Origin of the sequence: Streptomyces sp. NPDC029674 (genome assembly GCF_044903205.1) — a bacterium.
Taxonomy (GTDB): domain Bacteria; phylum Actinomycetota; class Actinomycetes; order Streptomycetales; family Streptomycetaceae; genus Streptomyces.
The window spans coordinates 649,405-667,626 of sequence record NZ_JBJDPY010000002.1 but is presented as its reverse complement, the minus strand read 5'-3'; the positions used below and the strand labels follow the sequence as shown (position 1 = coordinate 667,626).

The 18,222-nt window shown below is 70.2% G+C and carries 14 protein-coding genes; 2 read left to right on the top strand and 12 right to left on the bottom strand.

The features are described 5' to 3' along the window. Positions 1–40: 40 nt before the first annotated feature. Complete coding sequence (locus ACI2L3_RS06945; RefSeq protein ID WP_404751247.1) at positions 41–412, top strand: NTP pyrophosphohydrolase; 372 nt, start codon at positions 41–43, stop codon at positions 410–412. 65 nt (positions 413–477) lie between these two features. On the opposite strand, the gene ACI2L3_RS06940 is transcribed toward ACI2L3_RS06945, so the two are convergent. The 5 genes from ACI2L3_RS06940 to ACI2L3_RS06920 form a co-directional block, all read right to left on the bottom strand. Continuing rightward, positions 478–1,554 carry a C40 family peptidase gene (locus tag ACI2L3_RS06940; protein ID WP_404751246.1) on the bottom strand — a complete coding sequence of 359 codons (1,077 nt, stop codon included), beginning with the start codon at positions 1,552–1,554 and terminating at the stop codon, positions 478–480. A gap of 15 nt (positions 1,555–1,569) precedes the next feature. Then, on the bottom strand, positions 1,570–2,052 hold the full coding sequence (locus ACI2L3_RS06935; protein ID WP_362991745.1) for a poly-gamma-glutamate biosynthesis protein PgsC/CapC: 483 nt from the start codon (positions 2,050–2,052) through the stop codon (positions 1,570–1,572). Continuing rightward, positions 2,049–3,641 (bottom strand): poly-gamma-glutamate synthase PgsB, encoded by a 1,593-nt coding sequence (gene pgsB, locus ACI2L3_RS06930; RefSeq protein WP_404751245.1) that lies wholly within the window; start codon positions 3,639–3,641, stop codon positions 2,049–2,051. Before pgsB ends, ACI2L3_RS06935 begins: the two co-directional genes overlap by 4 nt. A gap of 6 nt (positions 3,642–3,647) precedes the next feature. Then, entirely contained in the window at positions 3,648–5,885 is a 2,238-nt protein-coding gene (locus ACI2L3_RS06925; protein WP_404751244.1) for a cache and HAMP domain-containing protein, read from the bottom strand. Positions 5,886–6,099: 214 nt separating this feature from the next. Further along, positions 6,100–7,302, bottom strand: coding sequence for a CapA family protein (locus ACI2L3_RS06920; protein ID WP_404751243.1), 1,203 nt, complete (start codon positions 7,300–7,302; stop codon positions 6,100–6,102). Positions 7,303–7,373: 71 nt separating this feature from the next. On the opposite strand from ACI2L3_RS06920, the gene ACI2L3_RS06915 reads away from it, so the two are divergent. Next, complete coding sequence (locus ACI2L3_RS06915) at positions 7,374–8,333, top strand: hypothetical protein (protein WP_404751242.1); 960 nt, start codon at positions 7,374–7,376, stop codon at positions 8,331–8,333. Here the strand turns inward: ACI2L3_RS06915 and ACI2L3_RS06910 are convergent. From ACI2L3_RS06910 to ACI2L3_RS06880, 7 genes are all read right to left on the bottom strand, one after another. Beyond that, positions 8,330–9,346, bottom strand: a complete 1,017-nt coding sequence (locus ACI2L3_RS06910; RefSeq protein ID WP_404751241.1) for a hypothetical protein — start codon at positions 9,344–9,346, stop codon at positions 8,330–8,332. The genes ACI2L3_RS06915 and ACI2L3_RS06910 overlap by 4 nt on opposite strands. Before the next feature lie 69 nt (positions 9,347–9,415). After that, positions 9,416–10,933, bottom strand: coding sequence for an ArnT family glycosyltransferase (locus ACI2L3_RS06905; RefSeq protein ID WP_404751240.1), 1,518 nt, complete (start codon positions 10,931–10,933; stop codon positions 9,416–9,418). 21 nt (positions 10,934–10,954) lie between these two features. Further along, positions 10,955–12,484, bottom strand: coding sequence for an amino acid permease (locus ACI2L3_RS06900; protein ID WP_404751239.1), 1,530 nt, complete (start codon positions 12,482–12,484; stop codon positions 10,955–10,957). Between the two features lie 129 nt (positions 12,485–12,613). After that, positions 12,614–14,536 carry a 1-deoxy-D-xylulose-5-phosphate synthase gene (gene dxs, locus ACI2L3_RS06895; RefSeq protein WP_404751238.1) on the bottom strand — a complete coding sequence of 641 codons (1,923 nt, stop codon included), beginning with the start codon at positions 14,534–14,536 and terminating at the stop codon, positions 12,614–12,616. Positions 14,537–14,761: 225 nt separating this feature from the next. After that, positions 14,762–16,063 carry a sugar ABC transporter permease gene (locus ACI2L3_RS06890; protein ID WP_404751237.1) on the bottom strand — a complete coding sequence of 434 codons (1,302 nt, stop codon included), beginning with the start codon at positions 16,061–16,063 and terminating at the stop codon, positions 14,762–14,764. Continuing rightward, complete coding sequence (locus tag ACI2L3_RS06885; protein ID WP_404751236.1) at positions 16,060–16,860, bottom strand: ATP-binding cassette domain-containing protein; 801 nt, start codon at positions 16,858–16,860, stop codon at positions 16,060–16,062. Before ACI2L3_RS06885 ends, ACI2L3_RS06890 begins: the two co-directional genes overlap by 4 nt. 221 nt (positions 16,861–17,081) lie before the next feature. Beyond that, positions 17,082–18,182: a sugar ABC transporter substrate-binding protein gene (locus ACI2L3_RS06880; protein ID WP_404751235.1), complete on the bottom strand. Its 1,101-nt coding sequence runs from the start codon at positions 18,180–18,182 to the stop codon at positions 17,082–17,084. Between the last annotated feature and the right edge of the window lie 40 nt (positions 18,183–18,222).

The following is an 18,222-nucleotide window of genomic DNA, read 5'->3' as shown; positions in this document are numbered from 1 at the left end:
CGGACGCACAGCGTTTTGCCTATTAGTTTACGTTTGCCGCATGAGAACTCTCGTCGTCGTCGATGCCGCGAACGTCGTCGGATCCGTGCCCGACGGGTGGTGGAAGGACCGCCGCGGGGCCGCGGAACGGCTGCGGGACGCGCTCGTCGCGTACGCACAAGAAGGTGTCGCGGGGCGTCCGGGGCCGGTGGAGATCGTCCTCGTCGTCGAGGGGGCGGCCCGGGGTGTGGAGTCCGTGCCGGGTGTGCGCGTGGAGAGCGCGCCCGGCAGCGGCGACGACCACATCGTGGAACTGGCCGCCGAGGCGGCGGGCCGGCCGTGCCTGGTGATCACGGCCGACCGCGAACTGCGCCACAGGGTGGGCGAGCTGGGCGCGGAATGCGCGGGCCCGAGGACGGTCCGCGCCCCGTAAGGGGCGCGGGGAACTGCGCGACAAGCCCCCTCCGGCCCGCAGGTTACGAATAACCCGCCGAAGCGCTACAGCCGCTTCGCGCTGCGTAGCGTCGACGCGTAATAGCCGTTGCCGTCGAGGCGGGACGTACCGCCCTTGTCACCGATCGTCGGCCCGTTGACCTCTTCGCGGCTGGAGACGAAGATCTTGTGGCCGTCGGCGTCGTGGCCGAGGAAGATGCCGACGTGGTCCAGGCGCTGCTTGGTGCGGGCGTCGAGCTTGAAGAAGACCAGGTCGCCCGGCTGGACGACGTCGATGGACTTCGGGCGGTCGGCCGCGCTGACGCCCTTCAGCTCGATGACGTCCGTGCCGACCTTGCCGCGCGCCATGCCGTTGGCGGTGCGGGGCAGGCCGTCGCCGGCGCCGTCGGCGGCCATCAGGGGGTAGCGGGCGCGGTAGCCGAAGACCGTGCGGATGAAGCCGGAGCAGTCCATGGAGCGGGCGCGCGCCTTCTCCGGCTGGAGGGTGGTGCCGTTGCGGAAGGTGTACGGGATGCCGAGGTAGTCGAAGAAGTCGGACTGTTCGAGGCGCAGGTCGTTGCCCGCGCTGCCGTCCGGGTTGAGCGGCCCGAAGTTGGCGTCACCGGCGTAGGCGATGCCCTCGTCGTCCTTCTTGACCGGGGCGCCCTCGACGTACTGGAAGGCCATCGCGAAGATGTCGTCCTCCTCGCTGCCGGAGAACTCCTTGTACCAGTCCTTGAACCACTTCTCCTTCTCCGCGCCCTCGCGCCAGATCTCCGGCATCAGCCGCACCCAGTCGTTGGTCACGACCCGCGACTTGGTGTTGGCGGGCTCGGTGAAGGTGCGGCTGGGGCCGGTGAGGGTCGCGGTGCGGGCGCCGTCCGTGAAGGTGGCGAGGACCTTGCCGCCGTCGGTGCGAAGGACGGAGCGCTCGGGGTTCTTCAGGCGCTCCCACTTCTGCTTGCCGCCCGATTCCTGGCCGGTGCTGCTGTGCAGCCCTCCCGGCGTGTCGGTGACGGCCTGCACCTTGGGCGCCTTGGCCTCTTCGTCCTTGCGCAGCTCGACGGTCAGGTACGCGCTGCCGGCGAGGAGGGCGAGCACGGTCGCCGCGTGCAGGACGGGGCGCTTCTTCTTGGGCGGCATGAATGGCTCCTGGAATCAGGCGGACGGCATGAAGCCGAGGAGGATCCCGGCGGTGAGGACGACGTAGGCCATGAGCGTCACCGAGCCCGTGGCGAGGAGGGTAGGGCCCTTGGGCTGGCGCACCAGCTGGTAGGCGATCAGGCCCGGCACGATGAAGCCGAGGGTCTGGTTCGCGTACATGAGCGGGAACTCGATCGACAGGATGATCATGACGGTCGCCTGCAGCGTCACGCCGAGCAGCACGACCGCGGCGAAGAGCCGCTTGCCGTAGAGGATCACGAACTTCTGCATGAGCAGCGTGCCGGCGTACGTCAGCACGGTCACGCCGACCACCATGGCGGCGCGCTGGAGGTCCTCGACGAGGGTGAGCGCCAGCCAGCCCGGGGTGATCATGCCGCCGGGCGAGAGGTTGGTCGTCAGATAGCAGACCAGCGAGAAGAGCAGCCCGAGCGCGATGCCGACCGCGGCGATCTCGGGGGTGAGGACGGAGGGAATCAACGGTGCTCTCCTGGGCTGTGCCACTGCTGGGTGTCGTCTGCGGCGGGCGGTGCGGGCGGCACCCGCGGCTCGAACAGGCCGCGGGGGGCGGGGGGCTGCGTGGGGACGTGGGGCTGCTGGGGGATGTACGGCTGCTGCGGCGCGTAGGTCTCCTGCGGCGCGTACGTCTCCTGCGGCGCATAGGTTTCCTGCGGCGCGTACGACCCGTACGTCTCCTGGGGCACGTACTCCTGGTGCTGTACGTACTCCTGGTGGGGCGCGTACGCCTCGTACTGCTGGACCGGGGCGTGCTGGACCGGGGCGTGCTGGGGCGCGTACCGCGTCTCGTACGCCTCCGGGTAGTGCTGGTACGGGTCGACGTGCGGCTCGTAGAACGGGGCGGGCTCCTCGGGGGCCTGCTCCTCGCTCTCGTCGGGCGGGAGCTCCGCGAGGTGTTCGAGGAGCAGCTCGCCCTGGCCGTGGATGTTGCCGATCGCGACGAGTGAGGAGTCGGCGCCGAGCTGCGCGAGCATCTCGCGCATGAATTCCTCGGGGTCGCGCCGGTCGCCGCCGAGGTCGACGGCGCGGGAGCGCCACTCGGCGGGGATCGCGTCGATGGCGGACTTGGCGGGGTGGCCGATGACGAAGACCTTGTCCGGCTTCAGGTCCGGGATGATCTCGCCCATCTGGCCGTTGCGCTCGACGCGGTCGGGGCGGCAGTTGATGACGACGTTGAGCGGGCGGTGGATGGCGCCGAGGTCGAGCAGCTGGTTGATGTTCATCAGCGTCGACTCGGGGTCGTTCGCGGCGAAGACGTTGGCGAAGCGGAGCTTCTTGCCGTCCTCGGTGGCGTACCGCTCGACGGAGAGGACACCGGGGTCCGGCGGGGCGTCGTACATGCCCTGGAGGGCGACCTCGCGGCCGACGCCGAGCAGCTCGGCGACCTTCAGCGCGATCGCCACGTTCTCCTTGAAGGTGAACCAGCTGAAGCCGCGCAGCTCGTCGTCGGTGACCGTCTCCGGGTCGGCGTAGATCAGCTGGCAGTTACGCGCGTCGGCCTCCTCCTTGAGGATGTCGAAGCGGTCCTGTTCCGCGGTGACGCAGATGCCGCCCTCCGGCATGGAGCGGGACAGCGAGCGCGCCACGTCGTCGAGGGTGGGGCCCATCTCGGCGAGGTGGTCCTCACGGACGTTGCAGAGCACGCCGATGGTGGAGCGGATCAGCTTGGACTGGTTGATCTCCTGGAGGGCGGGCATGACCGCCATGCACTCGATGACCAGGGCGTCCGGGTCGTACGCGGCGGCGCGCCGCACGATGCCGATCTGCTCGACGACGTTGGCGATGCCGAACTTGCGGTAGACGGGCTCCTCGGTGGCGTCCGGGTGGATGAACCGGGCCGCGGTGCCGGTGGTCTTGGCGACCGTGGTGAGCCCGCCGCCGCGCAGCGCGCCCGCGCAGAGGCGGGTGATGGAGGACTTGCCGCGGATGCCGTTGACGAGGACCCGCGAGGGTATGTGCTCCAGGCTGGCGAAGTGCCGCCGCTGTTCGACGACGCCGGCCGCCAGCAGGATGGCACCGCACACCACGAGCACGGTGTAGAGGAAGAGCACGGGGGTTCAGTTCCTTCCGGCGAGGCCGGCCGTGACGCCGTCCCGTTTGCGCTGGGTGCCCGTCGGCAGCTGCTGCCTGATGAGTTCCAGGCTGCGGGTGACGGCGCCGACCTCGTCGTGGTGGCGCGGGTAGAGGACGGTCTTGCGGTCCCCGTCGGCCAGCGCCTCGGCCTGGTCGGCGAGGTGCCGCAGCGGTCGGATGACGACGATGTGCAGCCAGCCGAGGCAGGCGGCGGCCGCCGTGATGCCGAGCATGCCCGCGAGGACCGTGCGGTTCTGGTACGTGTACTCGGGGATGGCGAGGCCCGACGCGGGCTGCCAGCTGAGCACGGACCAGCCGAGCGATCCGGCGGCGCCACCGCCGACGAACGGTGCCGCGGCCGCGATCTGGATGTCGTCGCCGTCGCGGTAGAGGACACCGCTGGGGCGCGGGCTGAGGCCGACCTTCTGTCCGGTGCCCTCGGCGAGCGCGTCGAGGCGGCCGCTGGGCAGCCCCTCGAACTCGCGGTAGCCGGTGTTGGCGCCGATCACCTTGCGCTCGTCGTCGACGACGCGGACCTCGCCGAGGCCGGGGCGCTTGAGCAGCGAGTTGAGGAAGTCGATACGGAACTCGCCCACGACCGCGGCGCCCTCGCGGCCCGGCACCTCGGCGGTGCCGAGGATGACGGGCTCCTTGCCGCCCTCGTCGAGGACGCGGATCGGCTTGTCGGAGGGGCCCTTGCCGGACGGGCTGCGGGGGTCGTCGCCCGCCTCGGCGACGATCTTGCCCTTGGCGTCCAGGACGTACAGGGACTGGTAGCGGGCGTGCTGGTTCAGGGTGCTTTCGAGGACCCTGGTCATGTCCGACGGCTCGGTGCGGTCGCCCATGAGGGAGGCGACCGAGGTGAGGTCGGCGTGGCCTTCGTTGAGGGCGCGGCGGACCCGGTCGGTGAGGGTGTCGGTGCGCTCGCGCTGGTCGTTGACGATCTGCTGCGGTACGACGACGGTGTCGCCGGCGCGGTTGAGCAGCAGCATGAGCGGTGCGGACCAGGCGAGCAGCAGGACGGCGCAGACCGCGATGAGGGTGCGGCTGCCGAACCTGCGGCGGCGGGCGGGGCTCTGCGCCGGTTCGGCGGGCGCGCCGAGGAGCTGGCGGCGCAGCCGTTCGAGGGCGGCGCCGATGCGGGCGGCCTCGCCGGACTTCGGTACGAACACCGGCCGTTCGAGGTCGCCGCGGCTCAGGCGGCGGCCCTCCAGGAAGAGCCGGATCAGCGGGCGCTGCACGGTCCGCAGGAGCAGGAAGATCGTGACGCCGCCGATGCCGAGCAGGGCGGCCGCGGCGAGCAGTCCGAAGGCGGAGCTGCTGGTGGCGGTGGGGTCCTCGGCGACCGGGACCATCGCGACGACGGTGAGGCCGAGCCGGGTGGCGACGGTGGCCTCGCCCGCCTCGGGCCCGGCGAGGCCCGCGTATCCGGCGACGGCCCGCTCACCGAGGTAGCGCTCGCCGGTGAGGTGACCGCTGACGCCGAGGAAGCCGCCCGAACCCGGCTCCTTCGACATGAGCGGATGGGTGCGGGCCTTCTTCGCGGCGGACTCGGCGAACGACTTGAGCTGCTTGTTGGACTGCTTGACTTCCTCGCGCTGCAGGTCGGTGAGGACCTGCTCGGGCTCGGGGATGCCGTCGGTGCTCAGGACGTGCCCGTCCTGGCCGACGACGGCGATGGAGCGGAACTTGCCGAGGCTGATGCCGGGGAAGCGCAGGCTGCTGGAGGCGACCAGGAGCTGCTGCGGCTGGCCCTTCCAGGTGAGCAGGGCGAAGGAGAGCAGCCGGGTCTCGCCGTTCTCCAGCCGCACCATGCGCGGCGCGAGACCGTCCTTGTCCGCGAGCTTGCCGCGGTCGATGGCGGTCAGCGGCAGGTTCTCGCCCCGGGCGGCGAGGAGCTTGCCCGAGGAGATCTCGACGACAGCGGTGCCCATCCACTTCTGGTAGACGCTGCCGATCTTGTCGAGGACGGCGTCGGCGGGCACCGGGTCGCCCGCGCTGAAGAGCTCGGCGGTCCGGTTCAGGTCGGTGACGGACTCATCGATGGAGGCGCGCAGCGCGATGGCGCCGTCCTCGGCGAAGTGCTGCTGGGACAGTTTGACCGCCTTGGGGACGGCCTCCTGTCCCGCGCGGCCCAAGGTGAGGGCGGTGATGCCCGCGAGGGCGAGGAGCAGGACCGACAGCACGGCGATGGGGGGACGTATGCCACCCAGCAGGGACATGTCGGTCCTTCGGCGGACCTTGTGCCGCCGCTTCGAACGCGAAGCGGCCAAGGGGTGCTCCTCTCATGGAGTGACGCGGGGCGTGGAAGCGCACAGTGATGCGTTCCGGAAGGCTTTGACCCGCGATACCCCCGGAGGGATGTACGAAGTAAGCCGAATGTGAGCTAGATCGCGTCGATCGGGGGTTTGGCTTGCCCGGCCGACGCGGAGGCGGTCAGTCCGCGGGCAGTTCCTCCAGCGGTTCGAGGCCGTCCTGGCTCGCGCCCCGGTTGAGGAGCGTGCCCTGGGTGCGCTCGAAGGCGAGGCGGTAGCGGGAGCGCTGCTGGTCGCTGAGGTTCTCGCCGTCCCGCAGCGCGGCGGCGACGTCGAGGAGCCGGTGGTCCTTGACCGCGCCCTTGGGCAGGGCGCCGGTCTCGTCCGGGTCCGGCGGAATGTCCACGAACGTGGGCACGTACTTGGCGTCGACGTCCCACTCCCCGTCACGCTTGACGAACTCGAACCAGCCGATGACGCCCTCCTCGGTCAGTCCGCTGGGCACGTCGTGCCGGGCGATCTGGTTGCCGAGGCCGTACGCGATCCAGGTGCCGTCGACCTTCTCCATCGGCTGGACGACGTGCGCGTGGTGGCCGAGGACGAGGTTGATGCCGGTCTCCTTGGCGATCCTGCGGGCCAGCTTGAGCTGCGAAGCACTGGCGTTGGGCTGGTTCTCACGGCCCCAGTGGATGCTGAGGATCACGACCTCGGCGCCCGCCGCGCGGGCCTTCTTCTCGGCGGCGGCGATCGCGTCGAAGCGGTTCTGGTTGACGATCCACGGCTTGTCCTTGGGGACCTCGCGGCCGTTGAAGCCGAAGGCGAAGGATATCTGTCCGACCTTGACGCCCTTCACCTCGGTGATGAGCGGTTTGTCCGCCTCTGCCTTGCTGCGTGCCGAACCGGTGTGCCGCAGGCCCGCCTTGTCCAGCGCGTTCAAGGTGCGGGTGACACCGGCCGGGCCGTGGTCGAGGGTGTGGTTGGAGGCGGACGAGCACTGGTCGTAGCCGACGTCCTTGATGGCCGTCGTGATCTGCGGCGGCACGAGGAAGTCGGGGTAGCTCTGGAAGGGGCCGCCGGGCTTGCCCACCACCGGCTCGAAGTGGCAGATGCCCAGGTCGGCCTTGCTGATGACCGGCTTGACCCCGGCCATCATCGGCCGGAAGTCGATGCCCTTCTCGCCCTTGCCCGAGACCTTGGCGTCCTTGCGGGCCTGGTCGGTCAGTTGCGGGTGGATCAGGATGTCGCCCGCGGCGGCGACGGTGAACGAGGGACCGCCGTCGGCGGCTTTTTCGTCGTCGCCGAAGGGGCCGCAGGCGGCAGTGGCGAGCAGCAGGAGCGCGGAGGCCGCACAGGTCACGAGATGCCTGCGGGAGGGACGTGTCATCACAGGGCTATCTTTATACAACCATGATGAACTCCCGCACTCGGCCGGTAGCAGTAGCAAAGAAGCTCGGGGTGGTCGCCGCCGTGACCGCCTGCGTCCTCACCCTCTCCCAGTGCGGGTCCGGCTCCTCCCGGGAGGACGGAAAACCCTCGGGAGAGCGCGGGAGCCCCTCCACCGCACCCCCCGGAGAGGGCGTCGGCGACGGCCTGGAACAGACGATCACCGACTACACCGCCGCCTTCGGCGAGGACAGCGGATACCGCCCGCCCTCGCGCACCGACCGGCAGACGGTCGCCGAAGGCGTCGGACTGCTCCTGGACGGCCGCCGCAAAGAAGCCGAACGCCACCTGTCGGACGTGGACTTCGCGGTCCGCACACTCACCGACACGGCCACCGGGCGCCGGTACGCGGAGATCGCCGACCGTTCCGAGGGCGGCGCGGCCCCCCGCGGCTGGGGGCGCGTCTACATCGACCTCGGCTCCCCCGTCCGCTGGTCGGTCCAGATACCGCACCCCGTCGCCGACCGGTACACCGAACGGCTCGGCGCGGAGCTCATGAACCGCGCGCCCGGCGGCATACTCGTCATCGCAGGAGCACATCGCAAAGCCGGACGCGGCAAAGAGGCGGACGTGGCACACCGCCGGGACACCGTCTTCCACGCCGTCTGCGACCTGCTGGTGCGCCGCGGACTCCCCGGCGTGCAGCTGCACGGAATGGCGGACGACTCGGCTCCGAGGCACGACGTGGTCGCCTCCACGGGCCGCGGCAGGGAAGCGATATCCGAGGGCCGCGACCTCGCAGACGCCCTCCGCAAACAGGGCTACGACGTCTGCCGCGCCTGGGCCCGCTCCTGCCCCCTGGCAGGCCGCACCAACATCCAGGGCCGCACCGCCACCGCCCACGACGTCCCGTTCCTCCACATCGAATTCGGCCCGAAGATCCGCGAGGACCGCGATCATGCGCGGGAGGCGGTGGGGGCGCTGACGGACCTCACGCGCAGCTGGCAGCGGGAGCCCCGGCACGGCTCCTAGGGCTGCGGCCACCCCTGAGGGCCCGCAGGCAAGCGGAGGTCGGTGCAGCCGTGCCGGTCGGCGGACCGCTCGGCGAACGCGGCGAGCGCGGCCCGGGCGAATGCCGGACCATAGCCCGTCATCCCGTACGGCTGGATCCGGAACAGGGCACGGGAACCGTCGCCCGGGCACTGGGCGCTCGCCCAGAATGAATCGCTGAGGCCCTCCTCCTTGCCCGCCGGCTTCACGCGCATCGCCACGTCCCGGCTCTCCTGCCCGCGCATTCGTTGGGCGTAGGGGCCGTAGGAGGCCGTAAGGCTGTATCCGTACTCCTCTGCTGAGTCCACCAACTCACACACTTCGAACGGCGCGAGCCCCTCGGCGGTCGACTCCGCCACCTCGTCAAACCTCTTCCGTGCCGGAGACAGCCCGGCGCAGGTGCCCTTCGCCTCGGCAAGGCTTGTGTGACCAGTGGCCGGGGTGACCTCCGGCACGCGCGTGCCCCGCTTGCTTTCGCACCCCCATCGCTCGGCGGCCTTGGTGGCGGTCGCCGTGACGAGTTCGGTCACCTGCCTCTGACCGCTCGGCTCGGCGTGCCGCGCCGAGCGGTTCGCGGTGACGACGACCGCGCTGGCCCGGTTGGTGCACGGCAGGACGACCGTGGTGTTCACGCCGTCGGTGAACCCCCGCCAGCCACCACCCAAAGGCGTTGGACGTGCCTTGGCTGATTCCCGCGGGACGTGGAACTTGAGGTCGTACGTCTGTGATCCGGACGGGACACGTGCGGCAGTGACGAAAACGTCCGAGTGCCCGATCCAGCAGAAGTCGTACCCCAGCCGGGGAGTGCCCTTCTCCATGTCATGGGGCAGTTGCTTGTCCGGGTCGGCCGGGAGGCCGGTGAGGGCCACCGTCTCCTCGTACGGCAGCACACCGCCGCAGTACGACGCGAGCTTGTCCTCGTAGCGCCACCGCTTACCCGTGTCGCTCAACCGGTACCAGCTGTAGCCACCCACCACTGCCAGTACCAGCGGCACCGCGACGATCGCTGCCCAACGACGTATCCCCTGCACCGGCCAACCCCCTAGGCGAACAGGCGCCACACTCTACGGCGCACCCGCCACGGGGCCTCGGGGGACCACCCGCACATACACCACCGCACCCCCCACCCGCATCACCGGCTCATACCCCACAGCGAGGACCCTGCGCAGGGACGGGACGCGTTCGGGGGCGTACGGCTTGCCGCGGGAGTCGTCGATCACGAGGGTCGGGGGGTGGGTGCGGAGTTCGGTGCGGAAGGTCGGCCAGGCGCCGTCGACCGCGTATTTCTCGCCGACCTGTGGGCCGTTCCTGCCGCCGCTGTAGTTGGTGAGCAGGCCGGCCGTGAGGTAGCGGCTGGCGGGGGTGCGGTCGGCCAGCCAGTACGTTTCCGGGTGTATGCCCCAGAACAGGACCCGGTCGTCCGGGGCGGTGCGTGCCCTGACCGTGTCCGCGAGGCGGGTGGCGTGGGCCAGTTCGGGGCGGGGGGTGAGCAGGCCCCAGGCCAGGAAGACCGCGCAGGCGCAGCCGGAGACGGTGATCGCCCGTACCGTCCGTTCGAGGGGGAGGATGTGCAGGGAGGCCGCGCCCAACAGGGCAAGGGGCGGCATGAGTTGCAGGTAGTAGTGGCCGAAGAAGTGGAAGCCGAGCAGGACCGCGGCGGACGACGAGGCGAGCCAGAGCCAGAGTTCCGCCGCCCCGGTGCGGGCGATGCGCAGGACGCGGATGACCGGGGGGAGGATTCCGGCGCAGGCCGCCGCGAGGACCGCCGCGTTCACCAATCCCCTACCGAGTACGTGGAGTTCGGAGCCGGTGAAGGAGGCGTACGCGCCCGATCCCGTCACCGTCCAGAAGACGAAGCCCGAGGGGGTCGTCAGGAGGGCCGCGGCGAGGACGGGGGCGCCGAGGCCTACCGCCAGGCGGGCCGTGTCCCGGCGGGGCGCGCCGCCCCGCCACAGCAGCCAGCCGACCGGCAGCAGCACCGCTCCCCCGGTCTGCTTGGCGAGGAAGGCGCAGGCGACCGCGGCGCCCGCGGCTCCCCATCTGCGGCGGTCGGCGCACCACATGGCGGCCGCCGTGCACGGCAGCATGAAGACCTCGAAGGCGGCCGCCTGGGTGTCCTCCGGGTGCAGGCCGATGGAGATCAGGAGGTACAGGACGCCCGCCGTGCGGCCCGCGCCGTCGCCCCAGCGGCGCCGGGCCAGCGAGACCAGGAGCACCGCCGTGAGGAGCTGCGCGGCGACCGCGAGGACCTTCAGCGGGAGGAGGGTGCCGTCGCCGAAGAGCGCGAAGGAGCCCGCGTAGAGCCAGGGGACGAGCGGCGGTTTGCGGTCGACGACCGTTTCGTAGAGCGTCCCGCCGTCCGCCAGTATCCGTGCCTGGACGGCGAGATAGCCCTCGTCGGGGTTCCACAGCGGCCACCGGAAGGACGGCAGCCGGGTCACGCAGGCCAGGGCGGCGAGCAGCGGGAGCAGCCGGATCCAGTAGGAGCCGCGCGCACCGCCCTCGGGGACGTACTCCTTGCGCGGGCCCGGCACCCGGAGCGTGCGTACGGAGCGGAGTGATGCGGAGGGCGGCGCGGGCATACGGGGCACGGAGAGGCGCGGCTACCGTACGTTGTCGCCGGCGTGCCGGTCCCGGACGTGCAGGCGGCTGTGCGAACGCCCGTACGCGAAGTAGATGACGACGCCGAGCACCATCCAGACGCCGAACCGGATCCAGGTCTCCGCCGGCAGGTTCAGCATCAGCCAGAGCGAGGCGAGCACGGACAGGACCGGGACGAGCGGCACCAGCGGGGTGCGGAAGGCGCGCGGCAGGTCGGGACGCTGCCTGCGGAGCAGGATGACGCCGAGGGCGACGACGACGAAGGCGAACAGCGTGCCGATGTTGACCAGTTCGGCGAGCTCGTCGATGGAGGTGAAGCCCGCGACGATCGCGACGATCACGCCGAGCAGGACCGTCGAGCGGTACGGGGTGCCGTACTTGGGGTGGACCTTGGAGAACGTGAGGGGCAGCAGTCCGTCGCGGCTCATCGCGAAGAACACCCGGGTCTGGCCGAGCAGCAGGATCATGCAGACGGAGGTGAGGCCGACGGCCGCGCCGAAGCTGATCAGGCCCGCCCAGAAGGGGTGCCCGACGGACTTGAAGGCGTCGGCGAGCGGCGCGTCCGTGGAGAGCTCGCTGTACTTCTGCATGCCGGTGACGACCACCGACACGGCGACGTACAGGATCGTGCAGATGAAGAGGGAGCCGAGGATGCCGCGGGGCACGTCGCGCTGCGGGTTGTGGGTCTCCTCCGCGGCGGTCGCGACGATGTCGAAGCCGATGAACGCGAAGAAGACGACGGCGGCCGCGGTGAAGATGCCCATCACGCCGAAGTTCGACGGCGTGAACCCGAAGATGAGCTGGACCAGCGGCGCGGCGACGCCCCCGGCGCCCTCGCTGTGCTCGCTCGGCGGGACGAACGGGTCGTAGTTGGAGCCGGTGATGAAGAACGCGCCGACGATGATCACCAGAAGCACCACGGTCACCTTGACGGCGACGATGACGCTGGTCACGCGCGACGAGAGCTTCATGCCGAGGACCAGGATGCCGGTCAGCGCGAGCACCAGGAGGCAGGCGAGCAGGTCGAAGCCGAAGGTCCCCTCGTGCGTCCCGCTCAGCGACTGCGGCAGATGCATGCCCGCGGTGTCGAGCAGCGACCGCAGATACCCGGACCAGCCGACCGCGACCACCGCGCAGCCGAGCGCCAGCTCCAGGATCAGGTCCCAGCCGATGATCCAGGCGGGGAACTCCCCGAGAGAGGCGTACGAGAAGGTGTACGCCGACCCGGCCACCGGCACCGTCGACGCGAACTCGGCGTAACAGAGCGCGGCGAGCCCGCACACGAGCCCGGCGACGACGAAGGCCAGCGCCACCGAGGGCCCCGCCGTCTCCTTGGCGATCTTTCCGGTCAGTACGAAGATGCCGGTGCCGATGATGACGCCGACACCGAAGACCGTGAGGTCGAGGGCGGACAGCGACTTCTTGAGCGCGTGCTCCGGTTCCTCGGTGTCCTTGATGGACTGCTCGACGCTCTTCGTCCTGAAGAGGGTGCTGCTCACGGGCGTACCTCCCACGCTTGTCGTCCCCGACATGATCGAGAGAGCGGGTTCCCGGTACGCCCCGGCGCGGGCCCATTCACGCGAATGGGCCGGTCCCACCACCCGTACAGGGTGCTGGGACCGGCCCTTCGGCGGCGCGCGTTGACGCCGGAGCAGGGGCTCTCAGTCGCGGGCGGGCTCCACGGTCGCGGCGGCGCCGCGCTCGAACCGGCCGTCCAGCTTGGCGACCAGACCCGTCACCTGACGGGCGATGTCCGGGGCGGTCAGGCCGATCTCGGCCATGATCTCCTTGCGGGACGCGTGGTCGAGGAAGCGCGGCGGGATGCCGAAGTCGCGCAGCGGCACGTCGACGCCCGCGTCGCGCAGGGCCTGGGCGATCGCCGAGCCGACGCCGCCCGCGCGCGAGTTGTCCTCGACGGTGACGACGACGCGGTGCTGCTCCGCGAGGGGCGCCATGGCCTCGTCGACCGGCTTGACCCAGCGCGGGTCGACGACGGTCGTGGTGATGCCCTGCTTGTCGAGCAGGCCGGCGATCTCCAGGCACATGGGCGCGAGCGCGCCGACGGAGACGAGCAGCACGTCCGGGCGGTCGCTGCCCGGCTCGCGCAGCACGTCCATGTTGTTGATTTTGCGGACGGCCTTGACCGCGGGTCCGACGGCGCCCTTCGAGTAGCGCACGACGGTCGGCGCGTCGTCGACCTCGACGGCCTCGCGCAGTTGGAGGCGGACCTGGTCGGCGTCGCGCGGCGCGGCGATCCGCACGGTGGGCACGCACTGCAGGATCGACATGTCCCACATGCCGTTGTGCGACGCGCCGTCCGTGCCGGTGACGCCCGCCCGGTCCAGGACGAAGGTGACACCGCACTTGTGCAGGGCCACGTCCATCAGGAGCTGGTCGAAGGCGCGGTTGAGGAAGGTCGCGTAGACGGCGAATACGGGGTGCAGGCCGCCGGTGGCCAGGCCCGCCGCCGAGACGGCCGCGTGCTGCTCGGCGATGCCCACGTCGTAGACGCGGTCGGGGAACGCCTTGGCGAACTTCGCCAGGCCGACGGGCTGGAGCATGGCCGCCGTGATGGCGACGATGTCCTCGCGCTCGTGGCCGAGCTTGACCATCTCCTCGCCGAAGACAGACGTCCAGTCCATGCCGCCCGCGGCGATGGGAAGACCGGTGTCGGGGTGGATCGGGCCGATGCCGTGGAAGTGGTCGGCCTCGTCCTCCTCCGCGGGCTTGTAGCCGCGGCCCTTCTCGGTGAGGCAGTGCACGATGACCGGGCCGCCGAAGCGCTTGGCGCGCTGGAGCGCGGACTCCAGGGCCTCGATGTCGTGGCCGTCGATCGGCCCGACGTACTTGAGCCCCAGGTCCTCGAACATGCCCTGCGGGGCGATGAAGTCCTTCAGGCCCTTCTTGGCGCCGTGCAGGGTCTCGTAGAGCGGCCTGCCCACGACGGGCGTGCGCTCCAGGATGTCCTTCCCACGGGCCAGGAACCGCTCGTAGCCGTCAGTGGTCCGCAGCGTCGCCAGGTGATTGGCGAGACCGCCGATCGTGGGGGCGTACGAACGTTCGTTGTCGTTGACGACGATGACGAGCGGGCGGTCCTTGGCGGCCGCGATGTTGTTCAGCGCCTCCCAGGCCATACCGCCCGTGAGCGCGCCGTCACCGATGACGGCGACGACGTGGTCGTCCTTGCCGCGCACCTCGTTGGCCTTCGCGAGGCCGTCGGCCCAGCCGAGGACCGTGGAGGCGTGGCTGTTCTCGATCACGTCGTGGTCGGACTCGGCGCGCGAGGGGTAGCCGGACAGGCCGCCCTTGTTGCGCAGCTTGTCGAAGTCCTGGCGGCCGGTGAGCAGCTTGTGCACATAGCTCTGGTGGCCGGTGTCGAAGAGGACCTTGTCCTTGGGGGACTCGAAGACGCGGTGCAGGGCGATGGTGAGCTCTACCACGCCCAGGTTGGGGCCGAGGTGGCCGCCGGTCTTGGAGACTGCTTCGACGAGGAAGCCGCGGATCTCTCCGGCCAGCTGGTTCAGCTCCTCCGGGCTGAGACGGTCCAGATCGCGCGGTCCCGTGATGCGGGTCAGCAGCGGCACCCGTGCCTCCTTGCAGTAGAGCTGAGATGTGCTGTTCGAGCGTTGCCGGGTCTGTCGAGTCTAATGTTCCGCGACTGGCCGCCGCGTCCGGGAGGCAACTTCTCCAGCCAAACGGAAGACCCCGCGCCCCTTAATAGGGGCGCGGGGCTGTGACATTTGCGGCTCCGCCGCGTGGGCGCGACCAGCCACGACGGACCCGCAGCCGGAAAACTGCCCAGGGGAACGCTACGCGCGCCCGGCAGACTTCTGCGTACGCCTCGAAACAGAGTCAATGACCACCGCGGCGAGCAGCACCGCCCCCGTGATCATGAACTGAATCTCGCTCGCCATGCCGAGCATGTTCAGCCCCTGCTGGATCGACTGGATCACGAGCATGCCGAGCAGCGCGGACCACACCTTGCCGCGCCCGCCGAAGAGGCTCGTGCCGCCGATGACGGCCGCGGCGATGACCATCATCAGCGTGTTGCCGCCGCCGAGGCTCTTCGTCGCGCCGCCGGAGAGGCTGGCGATGAAGAGGCCACCGAACGCGGCGAGCATGCCGGAGATGGCGAAGACCGTGATGCGGATGCGGTCGACGTTGATGCCGGCCCGCCGCGCGGCCTCCGCGTTGCCGCCGACCGCGAAGACCTGGCGGCCGAAGGTGGTGCGGCGCGCCACGAAGTCGGCGATCACCAGGACGGCGAGGAAGAGCACGAGGGCCAGCGGCAGGCCGCGGGCGCCGGACGGCTCGTTCAGCTCGTACGCGGCGCCGCCCGCGAGGACGGCGACGACGACCGTGCGCAGCACGATCTCGCTGACCGGCCGCGACGGGAGCCCGGCGGCCTTGCGGCGCCGGCTGTCGAGGAGCAGGGAGCCCGCGTACGCGATGATCGCGACGGCCGCGAGGCCGTAGGCGGCGCCCTTCTCGGCGAAGAAGTGCCCGGTGAGGTCCTCGACGACGCTGCCCTCGGGCGTGTTGATGCTGCCCTCGCCGCCCATCAGCCAGATCTGCAGACCGCTCCAGCCGAGGAAGCCGGCGAGGGTGACCACGAAGGCGGGCACGCCGACCTTGGCGAAGAAGAAGCCGTGCAGGGCGCCGATGACCAGGCCGGACAGGACGGCGATGAGCACCGAGAGCCAGTCGTTCAGCTCGTGCGTGACGCTCAGCACGGCCCAGACGGCCGCACCCATGCCGGCCACCGAGCCGACCGAGAGGTCGATCTCGCCGAGCAGCAGGACGAAGACGATGCCGACGGCCATGATGCCGAGGCCGGAGGTGAAGACCGCGATGTTCGCGAGGCTGCTCGCGTCCAGGAAGTGGTCGTTCTTCAGCTGGAAGATGATCGCGATGGCGATCAGGCCGATGACGACGGGCAGCGAGCCGAGCTCACCGCCGCGCATCTTGCGCTTGAACTCGGTCCAGTAGCCGGCCAGGCCCTCCTCGCGGACGAGGAGGCGCGGGTCGACCGCGGGGACGGGTGCGGCGGAGGCCGGGGCGTCGGACGGGGTGCCCGTGGGGGCCTTGGGGGTCTTGGCGAGGTCGCTCACTTCGCGTCCTCCTTCGTCGCCGTGGCCGTACGCGCCCTGCGGCGGGTGACGGCGTTGTCCGTCGCGCCGGTGATGGCGGCGATGATCTCTTCGTTGGTGGTGTCGGCGACGGAGAACGTGCCGTTGTTGCGGCCGAGCCGCAGCACGGCGACGCGGTCCGCGACGGCCTTCACGTCGGCCATGTTGTGGCTGATGAGGATCACTCCGTGGCCGCGCTCGCGCAGCCGCTCGACGAGGTCGAGGACCTGGGCGGTCTGCTCGACGCCGAGGGCCGCGGTGGGCTCGTCGAGGATGACGACCTTGGGGTCGCCGACGAGCGCGCGGGCGATGGCGACGACCTGGCGCTGGCCGCCGGAGAGCGCCGCGACCGGGATGCGGACGCTGGGGATGCGGATGGAGAGGGTGTCGAGGAGCTCCTTGGCCCGCTTCTCCATCTTGATCTCGTCGAGGACGGAGGCCGTCTTCAGCTCGCTGCCGAGGAACAGGTTGGCGACGACGTCGAGGTTGTCGCAGAGGGCGAGGTCCTGGTAGACGGTGGCGACGCCGAGGTTCTGGGCGTCGTGCGGGCGGCCGATGCGGACCGGGCTGCCCTCCCACTCGATGGTGCCGTCGTCGATCGGGTGGACGCCCGAGATCGTCTTGACGAGGGTGGACTTGCCGGCGCCGTTGTCGCCGACCAGGGCGACCACCTCACCGGTGTGGATTTCGAGGTCTACGTCCGTGAGCGCCTGGACGGCGCCGAACCGCTTGGAGACCCCGCGCAACGCCAGCACGGGCGTAGCGGACACGTGAATCATCTCCTTCGCCGCCTGACCGGCGGGGAATGGTGGTGCAGCAAGGGCAAGTCCGGTGCCCGCCCCCCGTTTGCGGGGCGGAGTGAATGGGGCGAGCACCGGACCGGTACTGGAATGCCGTCCCGTACGGGGGCCGCTCGGGAGCGCTCTCGCGCGCCCGCGGGCCGCGTCTCGTGCGGTCCGGGGACCGCATCTCGTACGAACGGATTTACCGCAAGCGGGAGTTACTTGATACCCGCGGCGTCGCACGCCTTCTTGTACTGGGCCGTGCAGATCTCGCTGACCTTGTACACCTTGTCCTTGACGATGGTGTCCGCGACCTCGTCCTTGGTGATCGCCTGCGCGTCGTACAGCTTGGCGGGGATGCCCTTGAAGTCGCCGCTCAGCGAGTCGACCTTGCGGTCGGTGAGGGTGTCGATGCTCTTGTCCTTGAGCAGGTTCACGGCGATCTCGGCGGTGGTCTCGGCCTCCGGCCGGATCTGCTTGTAGATCGTGTAGTCCTGGTCGCCGCTCAACAGGCGCTGCACGCCCGCGAGTTCGGCGTCCTGGCCGCCGACCGGGACCTTGATGCCGCGCTGCTTGAGTGCCGTGATCACGCCGCCGGCCATGCCGTCGTTGGCGGCGTAGACGCCCTGGATGCCGTCCTTGCCGAGCTTGTCGATCGCGGAGGACATCTTCTTGTTCGCCTCGTCCGGCGACCAGTCCGGGATGTCCTGCTCGTACGCGATCTTCTTGACCTTCTTGTCGAGCACCGAGTGGGCGCCCTTCTTGAAGAAGGGGGCGTTCGGGTCGGTCGGCGAGCCGTTGATCATGACGACGTTGGCGTCCTTGGCGTCGGAGCCGAGCGCCTTGACCATGGCCCCGCCCTGCAGGCGGCCGATCTTCTCGTTGTCGTACGAGACGTAGGCGGCGAGCGGGCCCTCGGCGAGGCGGTCGTACGCGACGACCTTGACGCCCTGCTTCTCGGCCTGCTTGACCCACGACTTGGTCGACTTGTAGTCGACCGCGTCCAGGATGATCACCTTGACGCCCTGGGTGACGAGGGCGTCGAACTGCTTCTTCTGGTTCTCGATGTCCTGAGCTGCGTTGTTGTACTTGACCTTGCAGTCCGAGCAGAGTTCCTTGATCTTCGCCTCCATGATGGGGCGGTCGAAGGTCTCGTAGCGCGTGGTCTTGTTCTCGGGGAGCAGCAGACCGATGGTCTTGCCGTCGCCGCCGCTGCTCTTGTCTTCGTCGCCGTCTCCGGCCTTGCCACAGGCGGTCATGGCGAGTGCCATCGAAACCGCGGCCGTGCCTATGACGACGCGACGCGTCATTGCGTTCATGGTGGGGTGCCTCCCTGACGAGGCCGCGTCGTTGCGGCCG

Excerpts from the sequence above, each read along its gene's own strand:
- ACI2L3_RS06945 (WP_404751247.1), top strand. The coding sequence starts at position 41 with ATGAGAACTCTCGTCGTCGTCGATGCCGCGAACGTCGTCGGATCCGTG.
- ACI2L3_RS06940 (WP_404751246.1), bottom strand. The coding sequence starts at position 1,554 with ATGCCGCCCAAGAAGAAGCGCCCCGTCCTGCACGCGGCGACCGTGCTC.
- ACI2L3_RS06925 (WP_404751244.1), bottom strand. The coding sequence starts at position 5,885 with ATGTCCCTGCTGGGTGGCATACGTCCCCCCATCGCCGTGCTGTCGGTC.
- ACI2L3_RS06920 (WP_404751243.1), bottom strand. The coding sequence starts at position 7,302 with ATGACACGTCCCTCCCGCAGGCATCTCGTGACCTGTGCGGCCTCCGCG.
- ACI2L3_RS06905 (WP_404751240.1), bottom strand. The coding sequence starts at position 10,933 with ATGCCCGCGCCGCCCTCCGCATCACTCCGCTCCGTACGCACGCTCCGG.
- ACI2L3_RS06900 (WP_404751239.1), bottom strand. The coding sequence starts at position 12,484 with ATGTCGGGGACGACAAGCGTGGGAGGTACGCCCGTGAGCAGCACCCTC.
- ACI2L3_RS06885 (WP_404751236.1), bottom strand. The coding sequence starts at position 16,860 with ATGATTCACGTGTCCGCTACGCCCGTGCTGGCGTTGCGCGGGGTCTCC.
- ACI2L3_RS06880 (WP_404751235.1), bottom strand. The coding sequence starts at position 18,182 with ATGAACGCAATGACGCGTCGCGTCGTCATAGGCACGGCCGCGGTTTCG.